Here is a 13,894-nt window from a genome sequence, read left to right as displayed (position 1 = left end):
ACCTTCATCTAAGAGGCTATTTCACGTTCAATAGCACTTAACCGCTTATTATTCGTCGCGATAAAGTAAATAACAATCCCCCAAATAACAACTGCGATAATCGATCCAATGTTGAAGATTCCTTTTTCCGCTGTCCACATAATCGAATAACCAATCGAACCTAACAACAGTGCGTAATAGAAAAACGGAAGGAGCGTTTTTCGGATAACATGTCCTTCTTTCCCGATGAGTCCTACAACGGCAGATGCGGCAACAACGTTATGCACGCAAATCATGTTCCCAGCTGCACCACCGACCGCTTGAAGTGCAACCATCCATGTCGGGCTGGCACCGATATTTTCACCTACTCCAAATTGGAAAAGAGAGAACATCATGTTGCTGACTGTGTTACTGCCTGCTACAAATGCACCGAGTCCGCCGATGAACGTTGCAAAGAATGGATATAATGAACCAGCAAGATCGGCAACTCCTTCTGCCAAAACGATTGGCATTTGTTCATAACCCGCTGCCCCACCGCCTGAGTTAAGAAACACTTGCACCATTGGCACTGTGAAAACAAGAGCTGAACCTGCAGCGATCATTGTTTTTCCTGAGTCTTTCCAAGCCCGCGCATATTCCGATCCTTTCATTCCATGCATATAAAATGTAATGACGGAAACGACGATAAAAATAAAGCCTGGTGAAAAAAGGATTTCCCAGCTGGAGGAAATCTCCGTGCCAAAAATATTTGGAACTGTGATTGTGGCCGATTTAAGCCAATCTCCAACAACAGTTAATCTTGAAATAAGCAGGAAGATAGCAACCAGCACATATGGCACCCATGCTCGCACCATGCTAATTTTACCAGCATAAATCTCACTTGGTGTCAGTTCCACACGCCCGGTCCAAGTTGGGTCCCAGCGGTCTTTTGATTCAAAATCCCAAATTTCGTCTTCTTTTGGCATCAGGAAACCTTTTTTAGCTGCAAAAATCACAATCGCCAACCCAATTAAACCACCAATCAAGGAAGGAAATTCAGGCCCTAGCGTGTTGGCAATAATCAAGTATGGAATTGTCATCGCTAAAGAGGCAAATAGAGCAAACTTCCAAATCTTTAAGCCTTCACTGAACGACTTGTTTTTTCCGAAAAATCGGGTTAAAATTCCTACCAAAAATAATGGGATTAACAGCCCGGCAATAGCATGCAGTATAGCAACTTTACCAGCGACAGCAAATACGAAATCCGAAACATTTGAAATTTGCGTAAGCGGCTCAACACCTGTACCAACCCCGACTACCATTGGTGTTCCGACCGCACCGAATGAGACAGGTGTACTTTGAATCACCATCCCGGAGACAACCGCGGCCATCGCGGGAAACCCAAGGCCGACCATTAGCGGCACGGCAACAGCCGCCGGTGTACCAAACCCTGCCGAACCTTCAATAAAGGAACCGAAAAGCCATGCGATAATAATGACTTGAACTCGGCGGTCTGGAGTAATATCGGTAAAACCACGGCGTATCGTGTGCAGCCCACCGCTTTCCTGAAGGGTGTTCAATAGTAAAATAGCACCAAAAATAATAAATAAGAGCGTAATAGCGACAATCAGCCCATGAACAGATGCAGCTGCAACTTTAGGAAACGCCACATCCCAAACAAAAAGTGCCAACAAAACTGCGACGATATACGAGAGTGGCATTGCCTTACTCGCTGGCCATTTTAGTCCGACTAGGAATACAGCAACAACTATAATCGGAAGTAAGGCCAGAATTGCTAATGTACCAGTACCCATTTGTAGTTCCTCCTTTAATACTTGATTTATTAAAATATATTTCCGCAACGGCACCTCTTAGCGTGACGGAAATGTATTATTTTTTAATAAAAATCAACGTTGCTGCGCGATCCTAGTCGTCGTAAATCTGATCGCCCCGCCTCCGAAAATGAAAAATCATCGCGGTGCGTTTGGTTTCGATCGAGATATCTGCTTTATCGATCGAGATATGTACAATTTCGTTCGTGGTGCCTATGTTTTCGATCAAGGTATGAACTTTTTCGATCATGTCCAAACTTTTCCGGTCGAGGCAAGCACTTTTTCGATCGAGATGCCTATATTTCCAATCGAGTCTCATTCACCATTTCAATCGTAATCTACCAAAATATAGACGCACCCAATTTCTAAAAAAACTATACTTCCACCTTTTTCATCTCCTGCTTAACCTCGACACAACGCCCCGGCTGCGGGAACAGTTTTCCGGGATTCAATATGTCTGCCGGGTTAAATACTGTACGTATATCTGTTTGTGCAGCCATTTCTTCATCACTGAAAATAAAGCGCATTTCAGCAGATTTTTCAATCCCAACCCCATGCTCACCCGTAATGGAACCACCAACGTCCGCGCAAACCTTTAAGCATTCAGAGCCCGCTTTGGCAGCACGCTCACTTTCACCAGGAACACTTGCATCATATAATATAAGTGGATGAAGATTTCCGTCACCCGCATGAAAAATATTTGCAATCCTTAGTTCATACCTTTTACTAATCGCAGCAATTTGATCAAGTACTTCAGGTAAGCGTGTTCTTGGTATAACGCCGTCCTGTACAAGGTAATCCGGAGAAATTGCCCCCATTGCGCCAAAGCCCATTTTCCGGTTGGCCCACCAAAGGGCACGCTCCGCTTCATCTCTCGCCACTTTTACTTCACGCACATTGTTCCGTTTACATACGGTAAGAATTTCATCGATTTGATCATCAATCCCAGCTGCGATTCCGTCCACCTCAATAAGTAAGAATGCAGCAATGTCTTGTGGATGACCAACTGGATAGGCAGCCGCTTCCACCCCTTCAATAGCGATTGCATCCATCATTTCTAGTGCCGCTGGAATGATACCAGCCGAAATAATATCGGAAACTGCCTGGCTCGCGTCCGTTATATCATCATAATAAGCAAGCACGGTTTTCTTTCCTTGAGGATTTTTTAATATTTTCACGGTAATTTTCGTGACAATGCCAAGCGTTCCCTCTGAACCGGTCAAAAGGCCAAGCAAATCATAGCCCGGTTGATCCGGAATACCATCTGCCCCGATTTCCATGATTTCTCCATTCGGCAGGACAATCTCCAGTCCTAAAATATGGTTTGTCGTAACCCCGTATTTCAAACAGTGTGCCCCACCGGAATTTTCCGCAACATTTCCACCGATCGTGCATGCATATTGACTAGAAGGGTCCGGTGCATAATAATAACCTTTATCGGAAATAGATTGTGTTAGCTTTAAATTAATATAGCCAGGTTCCACGACCGCTTTTCGATTTTCCAAATCGAGATGCAGCATTCTTTTCATCCGAACCAGACTAATAATAACTTCTCCTCCAAGTGGAGTCGCTCCGCCGCTTAAGCCTGTTCCTGCCCCACGTGCGATATAAGGGATCTTTTCCTTGTTTAGACATTTTACAACCTCTACGACATGTTCCTTACTTTTTACAAAAACGACTGCCCTTGGCATCCCTTTGGCCATCGTATAGCCGTCACATTCATACGCAATGAGATCCTCTTTTAGATAAAGAACTTCCCTTTCACCAACAATGTTTATTAATTGTTGAACAACACGATCGAGATGTTGTTTTTTACGCTTTCCCATCAGCTCTTCACCGCCCTTACGATTTCACTCCCAGTTCTTCCTTTTCCTTCTCATAGGCCAAGTCAAGCAATTGAACCGTATGGACAACTTTTTCACTTCTCCCGTATTTTTTTACACCCATGGCCATTTGCAGCATGCAGCCAGGATTCCCCATGGAAATCATTTCTACGTTGTCGGGAACATCCGCTATTTTGCGTTCCAGAAGTGCTCCCGCCATCTCGGGATGTGTAAGATTATAGATCCCGGCACTGCCACAGCATCTGTCTGCATCTGGCATATCAACCATTTCCACCCCTGGGATTTCCTTTAACAGCTGACGAGGCTCAAAACGTACACCTTGCCCATGGGCTAAATGACACGCATCATGGTATGTAACTTTTGTCCTTACTTCTGCTTTCGGACGTTCGAAGTCATGATCGTACAAAAACTTGGAAACATCCTCCACCTTAGCGGAAAATTCCTCTGCTAAGGGCAGCATTTCCGGATCGTTCCGGAAAAGTTCATGATATTCCTGCAGTGCACATCCGCACCCGGCAGCATTGACAAGCACTTTATCGTAATCTTTAAACGCTTCAACATTACGTTTCGCCAGTTCCTTCCCTGTCTCTCTTTCCCCAGCATGAACATGGAGTGCACCGCAGCAGCCCTGATTTTTCGGAAGTCCAACTTCAAATCCATTATGTGTCAGAACACGAATAGTCGCTTCATTTACATCACTAAACATGACATCCATAATGCATCCCGTCAGCATTCCGACCCGCTGCTTCGTCTCCCCTTCAGGTGGAATAACTTCCGGATACCGGCCAAGAACAGGTTTTCCAACTTCCGGCAGAATCGACTCCATCTCTTTTAAGTGTTTAGGTATAACATTGAGCAGACCTGTTTTTCTTGTGACAGATTGTAAACCGCTCTTTTGGTAAAACCGCATTAGGCCACCAAGTTTATTCAAACGTGTTTGGTGCGGAAAAAAGCCTTTCAATGCTGTTTTATTTAAAGCACCAGCAAAACCGGTTAATGGCATCGCCTGGCGAATTTGCCCGCGTGCTTCCTCAATCAGAGCCCCAACTTGCACATCAGCCGGACATGCCGTTTCACAGGCCCGGCAATCAAGGCAATCAAAAATCGGTTTCGCAAAAGCTTCATTCACGTCAATTTTGCCTTCCGCAACGGCTTTTATTAAATATACACGCCCCCTTGGCGAATTCTGTTCTTCCCCAGTTTCCTGATACGTTGGACAAGCTTCCAGACACATGCCACAGTGAACACAGTCCGCCCATTTTGTTTCATCCGGAAGATCGTCCCAAAGATAGTTTCCTAGCGTCTTTGTTTGACAAGGCGGTTCACTTTTTTCCGGGTCCAGCATGTTAGCCAATCTGTTCTCTTCCACGCTCATGTTATATACCTCCTACAAAACGTTGGCGATTTAGGATTTTCTTCGGGTCGTTGGTTTGTTTTATTCCTTCTAGTAATGAAAAATAACTTGGCTTTTTCCCCCACACACTAACTGCCTTTCTTAATTTAAACGGTAAATGGGTACATATGACAACCCCGCGTTTTTCTTCTACCTTTGCCCTTAATGCTTTAATATAAGAAACAATATCTTCGGGAAAGCCTTTTACATAAACTTTTGAAATACCGTGACCTAAGCCACCATGAGCTTCAACCACAACATGATGTGCTTCAGCTAGCTGATCAGCAGCTTCCAGGCTAATGAGAACATCCAAATTATTGCTGCCAATTTTCAATGCTGCTAGAGTGTCTGCATCAATCTCGCTGTCATTGTAGCCATTCGGACCGAGGTGTCGGAACTTATCCCACCACTCGCTTGCTTTACCCTCATGCAGCACTGTATGCTTGACCCCGGTCGGCAAATGCTTGCTTATCCATTTTTCTTGTTCCAAAACCGCCTTTTTCCGATCCTCAAAAGCAATTACCAACGTATTGTTTCTTTCGCCGGTCAATTTTTCTGCAAGCTTAGCGTTCAACATTTCCAGGGAAACTGGCTCCATCATCGAATCGAGAAGTTGAACCGAAAATGCACGAATATCCGGCTTACTGCCTTTTGGGAAATGTAAAAGAGACAGCCCTTCGTATTTCGGGAGTGGGCGTAATTTAATCGTGATTTCAGAGATCACTCCAAGTGTTCCCATTGCCCCGATAAAAAGCTTATTCATATCATAACCTGCTACGTTTTTCACTACTTTCCCGCCTGTACGGATGACCCTTCCATCTGGATATCCGATTCTCATACCAATGACCAAATCCCTCGCTGATCCATACAGCAGCCTTTTCGCACCACTGTCATTTGCCGAAACAATACCGCCAATTGTTGCCATTTCCGGCCACGGTGTATCAAGTGCAATCCGCTGTCCATGTTTATGTAATTCATCGGTAATTTCCTGTAATGTCGTTCCAGGCCTCACCGTCATTGTTAAATCACCAACAGAATGCTCCACAATCCCCTTAAAACTGGCAAGCGATAATAAAATGTCTGCCTGTTCCATCAGACCGCCGTAACCTCGCTTCGTTCCACCGGAAACAATAGTAACCGTTTTGTCATGTTCATTTGCATAAGCAAGAACGCTTGAAATATCCTCCTCAGTATGAGCTTCAACGATCGTATCGCCGCCATTTCCAAGCAAATGTCCTTCTTCATTGTTATGTATTAATTGAACACTCGTCAAAATCCCTTCCAGCCCTAATGAATTCATGTTGCCGTACCCCCTTTTTGCCCTTCTACATGACGATGAAGCAGTTCTTCAACAGATGTAAGATGACAAAACATCGCTTCACTCGCTTTCGTTGCATCACCTGCTTCTACAGCACGATAGATTGCAACATGCTGTTCGATAATAGCGGACGCTAATTTTCGATCTGCCAAAATAATTCGATGGCAATCCATCATCCCTTTTTTCATTAATGTTGAAACCGTTTTCATTAAATCGATTAGTATTGTATTACCACATGCATCCGCAATTTTCTGATGAAATTGGTAATCCGCTTCCCATCCCTTTACAGTAGTGGCCTTCACTAATTTATCTAACACCAGTTTCATTGCCTTAAGTTGACTTGCTGACCTATTCAATGCAGCCATTTCAACAATCCCGACCTCCAAAATTTTACGAACCTGATAAAGTTTGTTAATATCATTCTCTCTTAAGAGCAGCACATCCGGGATTAATGTAGTAGTGTCTGTATGACAGACAAACGTCCCCTCGCCATGCTTTACATGAACAATTCCCTTCCCTTTTAGGGTGGTTAAAGCATCACGTACGGAAGAGCGGCCAACGCCAAACAGATCACATAATTCCCGAACAGAAGGCAGCTTCTCTGCAGGTGCAACCTTGCCCGTACGGATCCATTCCTCGATTTGTTCCACAACAATCTCCGATACTTTTTTCCTTGGTATCTTCTCCGTTTGGAGCATGTGGACACCCCCTGTCTATTCCATAATGGCTTCCACTTATCACATATCTGAACACTTTATTAATATTAAAACAGTGTACTATAACAAAGTCAAGGCTATTTTTACAAAAGTACAAAAATTCATTAAATACGATTTCCATTTGCCTTTTTTGACAAAAGAGGTGATGTTTCGAGGCAATGTTTTGGAGATAGAAAGAGGAGCTAAATGCAAATACGTATAACTCCTCTTTTAATAGCAGATGGTGATCAAGTTATCGGAATTGCGCGTTCGCTGCCCGGGGTTGCGCGCTCGATCCACATTTTGCGCGTTCACCACCCGCGCTCGCGCAACGAACTCCAGCCAATAAATTAATTCTTCACATGATATTTTTCCTTTACCTCCAGACGACGACGATGCAGAATTGGTTCGGTGTAGCCGCTTGGCTGCTCTTTTCCTTTGAAGACAAGGTCACAAGCTGCCTGGAATGCAACAGACTCATCAAAATTAGATGCCATTGGACGGTATTGCGGATCACCCGCATTTTGCTCGTCAACAACCTCTGCCATGCGCCTCAGGGAATCAAGCATTTGCGCTTCTGTACAAATACCGTGATGCAGCCAGTTAGCCAGCATTTGACTGGAAATACGCAAAGTAGCACGGTCTTCCATCAGCCCAATATTATTAATGTCTGGAACCTTCGAACAACCGATACCTTGCTCTACCCAGCGGACAACATAACCAAGCAATGATTGGGCACTATTATTGAGCTCATCCTCCATTTCCTCGGCAGACCAATTCATATTTATTGCAAGCGGGATTTGCAAAATCGCATCACGATAATCATCGGTTTTTTTCGCAAGCTCTTCTTGAACCTGATTAACATCAACTTCATGGTAATGAAGTACATGCAACGTTGCAGCTGTCGGTGACGGGACCCAAGCCGTATTCCCGCCTGCTTTTACATGGCCTATTTTTTGATCAAGCATAGCGGCCATTAAATCCGGCATGGCCCACATTCCTTTACCGATTTGTGCTTTTCCTTTCAAACCACTATCTAAACCAACACGTACATTATTTTTCTCATAGCCATCAAGCCAGATCGATGTTTTCATTTCATTTTTGCGAATCATGGCGCCAGCTTCCATTGATGTATGAATTTCATCACCAGTACGGTCCAGAAAGCCTGTATTAATGAAAACGATTCGCTCTTTTACTGCATGAATACAATTTTTTAAGTTCAGACTTGTTCGGCGTTCTTCGTCCATTAAGCCGATCTTGAGCGTATTACGTCTCATATCAAGCATATCTTCTATCCGGTTAAACAATTCATTCGCAAATGCAGCTTCCTTTGAACCGTGCATTTTCGGTTTTACAATATAAACAGAACCCTTCTCGGAATTTTGATATTGGCCATTTCCCAGGAGATCATGCTTAGCGATCAGGCTTGTAAACACACCATCCATGATACCTTCAGGGATTTCTTGTCCAGATTGATCAAGAATCGCGTTGTTAGTCATTAAATGGCCAACGTTGCGGATAAACATCAACACACGGCCGGAAAGGGAAATTCTCTCCCCATTCAAGCCTGTATACATACGGTCAGGGTTTAATGTACGTGTTATTTCCTTTCCATCTTTTCTGAATGTCGATGTTAAATCTCCTTTAATCAGGCCAAGCCAATTGCGGTAAACGTGCGTTTTATCCTCAGCATCTACCGCGGCAACTGAATCTTCACAATCCATAATGGTAGAGGTTGCCGACTCTAGATAAACGTCTTTCACGCCCGCTGCATCCGTTTTTCCAATTGGGTGATGGCGATCGATTTGAATCTCAACATGTAACCCGTTGTTTTTTAACAAAATAGCTGTTGGCTCTTCCGCTTGTCCCCGGTAGCCCACAAGTTTATCCGTATCTTTCAGTCCTGCAGTTGTATCGTTTTTAAGCGTTACCTTTAAATTACCATTATGAATGGCATATTTGACCGCGTCTGTATGTGATGCTGACGCAAGCGGTACGTTTTGATCAAGGAAGTTTTTAGCGAAAGCAATGACTTTTTTACCGCGAACAGGATTGTAGGCACCTTGTTTCTCAGCGCCGCCCTCTTCACTTATCACGTCTGTTCCGTATAATGCATCATATAGTGATCCCCAGCGTGCATTAGCAGCATTTATGGCATAGCGTGCATTGTCAACCGGTACGACGAGCTGTGGTCCTGCCTGAAGCGTAATCACATCATCAACATTGGCCGTTGAAATAGCAAAATCCGCGACCTCAGGCTCCAGATAACCAATTTCTTGCAAAAATGCTTTATACGCTTTACCATCAAATTCGTCGTTTTCTTCATGCCACGTATCAATTTGTTTTTGAAGCTCATCACGTTCCTCCAACAATGTTTTATTCTTGGGAGCCAAATCAGCAACAAGTTGCCCGAAATCACTCCAAAAACTTTCCTTGTCAAGACCTGTTCCCGGAAGTGCTTCAGCATTAACAAAATCGAATAGCTCTTTTGCAACCAGCAAATTGCCAGTTTTTATGTATGTCATTCATGATTCCTCCCTTTCATCTTACCTACTATTCTAAAATGATCAGGGCGTAAACAGAAATATCTGTTTTGCATGAATACTATTCCTTTAAGCTATACCTTATAGTATAATAGGCTAAAATTGGGTTATTACGGTTTGGAAAGGGGTGTGGATAATGGACGTCAGGCAGATCGAATATTTTACAGAAGTTGCGAAACAGTTGAATTTTACAAGAGCAGCTTCAACGCTTCATATTTCCCAGCCGTCATTAAGCAAGACAATTAAAAATCTGGAGACCGAGCTCGGTATTCCGCTTTTCTATCGAGGGGCTAAACAACTGGAATTAACCGATGTAGGAAAGGCATTCCTGGTTAATGCCCAAAATGTGCTTGATGCTTTTGCAAACTTAACATCGGAACTGGATGAAGTGATTGATTTAAAAAAGGGTGAAATTAAAATTGGAATTCCCCCGATTATCGGTGCGGCTTTTTTTTCAAAGTTAATAAGCAGATACAAAGAAGCTTATCCTTCGATCGATATACTATTAACCGAGGTTGGCAGCAACAAAATTAAACAGGGTGTTGCGGAAGGTGAGATTGACATTGGCTTAGTATGTAACCTGCCCATTCAAAGAGAAAACTTTGAAACAATTAAACTATTAAAAGATCCGTTAATGCTGATTGTGCAAAAAGACAATCCTCTAGCGCAAAAGAAGATAATTGAATTTTCGGGTATAAGAAAGGAACCATTTATCATGTATCGGCGCGATTTCTCCCTGCATGACAGAATTATGGAAGCTTGCGGTATACATGGCTTCTACCCAAATGTCGTCTGTGAAAGCTCACAGAAAGATTTTATGATTGAAATGGTTGAAGCAAAATTGGGTGTCGCCTTATTACCGAGCAAAATTTGCGACCAGATTAATAACAAACAAATTGTCGCCATTCCTTTTTCCAAACCGATTGTTAATTTGGAATTAGGCATGATCTGGAAAAAGGATCGATACGTGCCATATGCTGTCCGTCGGTTTATTGCGATGGCCAGGGAGTTTACAGTTTAGTTCATGTGAGACTACCTGCCAGGCTTGCGGAATCCCATCACCCGAATTTTTTAAAAAAACAAAGCCAACCCTATTCAGGTCATGTTAAAAATTGAACCTTCTTCCTTTATTCCTATCTCTGTTTCTTCTTCCGCTTCTTCCACTTTTTCTTCTTTTTGGTTGCAGGTTTCGGGACTTTCAATGTGCGTAATCTATTTGGCAGTTTCTTGCTTTGCGCCCCCATATAGATTTCCGCAAATGGATAAAACGATTCCAGTTCGCCCTCAACAATATCAACTTTCATATCGACTACGTACTTTTCCATTTCCTTTAATTTTCCAGCACTCTCCAACTCTTCTTTCGTAGGCAAAAACGGGATATTCCCATTCGATTCCTGAAAAACATCAAATAAATTAGCTAATCCACTAGCAACCATTTGTCGCAAGTCTTCCGCAGCCAATAATTGATATTCACTGGCACCGAGCAGCATTTGTTTATAATGATGGGCGGCTCTTTCCAAGTCTTTTATTTGGAAAAAATATTGCCCCAATGTATAGTGAGATTCTATCTGACCGGGATCAATAACTACAGAATATTCATAAACACATGCCGCAATCTCCGGACGGTTTCCCTTATCATACAAATTACCAAGCCGATTCCAAACAAACGAATTGTCTGGATCCTCCTTCAATTGATGCAAGAGGTGCAGTTCGGCATCTGAACTAAATAAATGCCAGCTCCCATCATACAACAAGTTTTTCCCTACTGTACATCGATTTTCCATTCCAAAAGATCCTTTAGCCAGTATTCCAGCCATGGATGCTATTATAAATTGACTTGGCATCTCCCAGTTACCCGCATCGTTGCAATGCTTGCAGCGAAAATATCCCGTTGTTTGAATGGGATATTCAGTACCTTCCCCATCTTCTTCGCGATCAACATTAACAACCATCAGCCCAACATCGTACTTTCCTTTCCGCCCACAGCTTTTACACGTTAACATGAAGGAATTTTCTTCAAAATGCTTTGGGATATTTTCTTTTTGTCTATTGATCAGTCTGGCATATTTTCCTGGTAACGATGACAGGGTTGGGAACTTTTGGATTTCTGTTATTTCTTTATCGGTCAGCTGCTGAATCAACAATGGATTAATTTGTGCACCAGGCAATCCAACCACCCCCTCGTTTTAATTCTTATATGCTAAAATTCTATCCAAAGTTTGTTTAAAAAATTGTCCCGTGCTTCTTACTAGGGATTTCCTCTCCTTCTCCCCAGAAACAAGATTTTGAAGTGAGGGAATCCTATTTCCAATATTTCACAAACAAACCCCACACTTTCCTTCCCGGTTTCGTGCAGGCTTTCGTTGGCATAATCTGCGCTATGACTTAATCTCCGCAATCATCCCATGAACCTTCGCAACCTCTTCATCCGGAACAATCAAGTAGTAAACACCACCGATTTTCTGCCCAGTACCTTGCATCATGTAACTAACGGTATTTTGTCTAACATCTTTATAGTGGAGCAGTAAACTTTTCATATCATCAAAATCCAGGTTTGTTTCCATGTTGTTGCCCAGTACATCGATCATGTCATCAATCTTCGTAACGGATGCGACACTCGCACCTTTATCAACAATAGCTTCAATAACCTTGCGCTGCCGTTTTGTGCGGCCAAAATCACCATTCGGATCCAAATGACGCATACGTACGTATCCCATTGTCTGTGGACCGTTTAGGGAAATCTCACCTTTACTAAAGTGATATCCTTTTTTATAATAGCCTTCATCGTACCAATCCAGCTCGTTATTTAACGTAATACCGCCGACAGCATCGACCATTTCTGATAAACCTTTCATGTTCATTTCGACATAATAGTCCAATTCGACACCAAGGAAATTCTCAACCGTTGCGACGGACATATCGGTACCGCCAAAAGCATAGGCATGATTAATTTTATCCATTGATCCCTTGCCAACGATTTCTGTTCGCGTGTCCCTAGGTATACTAATTAATTGCATTTTATTCGCCTTTGGATCAAGCGAAAGAACCATTAACGCATCGGATCGGCCATTGTCACCCTTACGTTTATCGACACCAAGCAATAATATGTTAAGCGGCTTCTGCTTGCCAATCTTTTTCTTGCTTGCACCCGGGTCAATCGAAGTTACCTGCTTGTGCATTTTTTCATTGACCGTTTCCTTTGCATTATGATAAATCGAATATGCATAAGCACCGACACCAAGCACTAGTATTAAAATCACAGCCAAGCTAATTTTCAGCCAACGACGTCTTGGTTTTTTTCGTCTATCTGATCGTTTTTCTACCATTATTATTCCTCAATCCTTAAAAATTTCTATGACTATTATACCATTTGCCCTCGAGTATTCAATGATAATAGCAAATTTGACAGGATTTTGTCTAATTGTAGTTTAGTAGTACAGGACATTTTGCGAATTATTGGAAACTATTGATTTGTACGATGTAAAAATCCTGCTCTTCGCAATTTATTAATAGTAATGAAAATTATTGTACATCTCAAAATACATTCTACTGCTCAAATACGTGTTATAATTTTTAGTAAAAGAGGTGTTTAAAATGAAGTTAGGGCAACGGATGCTAACCCCCTTTGTAAAGGCAAAATACTTATCTGAAGCCAATTATAGAAGATATACAAGTATCATTCATTAAAAATCAAAACGACCGATCTCAATATCTCATCATCACTCATCTTCTCCTCAAGTCCTAGATCATTACCGGATATCCTTTCACTTAAACCAATATGCTGTATAACCTCCATCAACAAGCAGGGTTGTCCCATTTTAATTCGATCTTAATCTGATATGCCTTCATTTTTCCTACCTCTTTTACTGGGATTATTTAAAAAACCGTCACTTCCAATATTATCCATCATAGTACTGATTAAAACCACGGTCTATCAAAACCTAGCCTGTGTTCTATTTGTTTTTTTACTTTATTCTTAGCTAGTAAACCCATCGGATCCTAGGGCTCAGTTCGATTGTTTCCTGTCCCCCCTTGCTATTCTACTTATAAATGACAAATCGTGCGGAAGTTGTATTCGTACAATAAAGACATGACTAATCAAATTAATATACCCATCAAATCAAACTTTCCTTTTGTTCTTATACGTACGAATTCAAATTTTTTGTGTTATCTTTCTAATTATCTTAATTGTGTATGGCGGTGTAGCGACAGGTGAATGCTTTTCCTAAATGCCCTAAACCCTCTAAATCTGGTTCATATCGTTTATTATCTTGTCTTGCGCCAAAAAAGTGTGACACCGATACAACATCT

The 13,894-nt window shown here is 42.3% G+C and carries 10 protein-coding genes; 1 reads left to right on the top strand and 9 read right to left on the bottom strand.

Annotated elements, in window-relative coordinates; genetic code table 11:
* Nucleotides 1-8: 8 nt before the first annotated feature.
* The 7 genes from CZ382_RS18610 to CZ382_RS18580 form a co-directional block, all read right to left on the bottom strand.
* Nucleotides 9-1,772: an L-lactate permease gene (locus CZ382_RS18610; protein ID WP_088052662.1), complete on the bottom strand. Its 1,764-nt coding sequence runs from the start codon at nucleotides 1,770-1,772 to the stop codon at nucleotides 9-11.
* Nucleotides 1,773-1,884: 112 nt separating this feature from the next.
* Nucleotides 1,885-2,109: a hypothetical protein gene (locus CZ382_RS24395; RefSeq protein ID WP_140392753.1), complete on the bottom strand. Its 225-nt coding sequence runs from the start codon at nucleotides 2,107-2,109 to the stop codon at nucleotides 1,885-1,887.
* 55 nt (nucleotides 2,110-2,164) lie between these two features.
* A complete protein-coding gene (locus tag CZ382_RS18605) occupies nucleotides 2,165-3,616 on the bottom strand; it encodes an FAD-linked oxidase C-terminal domain-containing protein (RefSeq protein ID WP_088052661.1) in 1,452 nt (483 codons plus the stop codon).
* Between the two features lie 16 nt (nucleotides 3,617-3,632).
* The gene (locus tag CZ382_RS18600; RefSeq protein ID WP_088052660.1) at nucleotides 3,633-5,009 is read right to left on the bottom strand and encodes a (Fe-S)-binding protein; all 1,377 of its coding nucleotides are present in this window, start codon (nucleotides 5,007-5,009) and stop codon (nucleotides 3,633-3,635) included.
* A 1-nt stretch (nucleotide 5,010) separates the two neighbouring features.
* The gene (locus CZ382_RS18595) at nucleotides 5,011-6,327 is read right to left on the bottom strand and encodes an FAD-binding oxidoreductase (protein ID WP_088052659.1); all 1,317 of its coding nucleotides are present in this window, start codon (nucleotides 6,325-6,327) and stop codon (nucleotides 5,011-5,013) included.
* Nucleotides 6,324-7,043: a FadR/GntR family transcriptional regulator gene (locus CZ382_RS18590; protein WP_088052658.1), complete on the bottom strand. Its 720-nt coding sequence runs from the start codon at nucleotides 7,041-7,043 to the stop codon at nucleotides 6,324-6,326. Before CZ382_RS18590 ends, CZ382_RS18595 begins: the two co-directional genes overlap by 4 nt.
* Nucleotides 7,044-7,390: 347 nt before the next feature.
* A complete protein-coding gene (locus CZ382_RS18580) occupies nucleotides 7,391-9,565 on the bottom strand; it encodes a malate synthase G (RefSeq protein WP_088052656.1) in 2,175 nt (724 codons plus the stop codon).
* Between the two features lie 154 nt (nucleotides 9,566-9,719).
* Here CZ382_RS18580 and CZ382_RS18575 point away from each other — a divergent pair, with 154 nt between their 5' ends.
* Nucleotides 9,720-10,604: a LysR family transcriptional regulator gene (locus CZ382_RS18575; RefSeq protein WP_088052655.1), complete on the top strand. Its 885-nt coding sequence runs from the start codon at nucleotides 9,720-9,722 to the stop codon at nucleotides 10,602-10,604.
* A 112-nt stretch (nucleotides 10,605-10,716) separates the two neighbouring features.
* On the opposite strand, the gene CZ382_RS18570 is transcribed toward CZ382_RS18575, so the two are convergent.
* Nucleotides 10,717-11,751: a tetratricopeptide repeat protein gene (locus CZ382_RS18570; RefSeq protein ID WP_088052654.1), complete on the bottom strand. Its 1,035-nt coding sequence runs from the start codon at nucleotides 11,749-11,751 to the stop codon at nucleotides 10,717-10,719.
* A gap of 210 nt (nucleotides 11,752-11,961) precedes the next feature.
* Nucleotides 11,962-12,909: an LCP family glycopolymer transferase gene (locus CZ382_RS18565; protein WP_088052653.1), complete on the bottom strand. Its 948-nt coding sequence runs from the start codon at nucleotides 12,907-12,909 to the stop codon at nucleotides 11,962-11,964.
* Nucleotides 12,910-13,894 lie beyond the last annotated feature (985 nt).

The sequence above is a fragment of the Virgibacillus dakarensis genome (genome assembly GCF_900155625.1).
GTDB classification, from domain to species: domain Bacteria; phylum Bacillota; class Bacilli; order Bacillales; family Amphibacillaceae; genus Lentibacillus_C; species Lentibacillus_C populi.
The sequence above is the reverse complement of the archived record's forward strand: the minus strand, read 5'-3'. Positions and strand labels throughout refer to the sequence as shown.

Bases quoted from the DNA above. Each gene is read 5' to 3' on its own strand.
- CZ382_RS18610 (WP_088052662.1), bottom strand. From the start codon at position 1,772: ATGGGTACTGGTACATTAGCAATTCTGGCCTTACTTCCGATTATAGTT.
- CZ382_RS24395 (WP_140392753.1), bottom strand. From the start codon at position 2,109: ATGAGACTCGATTGGAAATATAGGCATCTCGATCGAAAAAGTGCTTGC.
- CZ382_RS18605 (WP_088052661.1), bottom strand. From the start codon at position 3,616: ATGGGAAAGCGTAAAAAACAACATCTCGATCGTGTTGTTCAACAATTA.
- CZ382_RS18600 (WP_088052660.1), bottom strand. From the start codon at position 5,009: ATGAGCGTGGAAGAGAACAGATTGGCTAACATGCTGGACCCGGAAAAA.
- CZ382_RS18595 (WP_088052659.1), bottom strand. From the start codon at position 6,327: ATGAATTCATTAGGGCTGGAAGGGATTTTGACGAGTGTTCAATTAATA.
- CZ382_RS18590 (WP_088052658.1), bottom strand. From the start codon at position 7,043: ATGCTCCAAACGGAGAAGATACCAAGGAAAAAAGTATCGGAGATTGTT.
- CZ382_RS18580 (WP_088052656.1), bottom strand. From the start codon at position 9,565: ATGACATACATAAAAACTGGCAATTTGCTGGTTGCAAAAGAGCTATTC.
- CZ382_RS18575 (WP_088052655.1), top strand. From the start codon at position 9,720: ATGGACGTCAGGCAGATCGAATATTTTACAGAAGTTGCGAAACAGTTG.
- CZ382_RS18565 (WP_088052653.1), bottom strand. From the start codon at position 12,909: ATGGTAGAAAAACGATCAGATAGACGAAAAAAACCAAGACGTCGTTGG.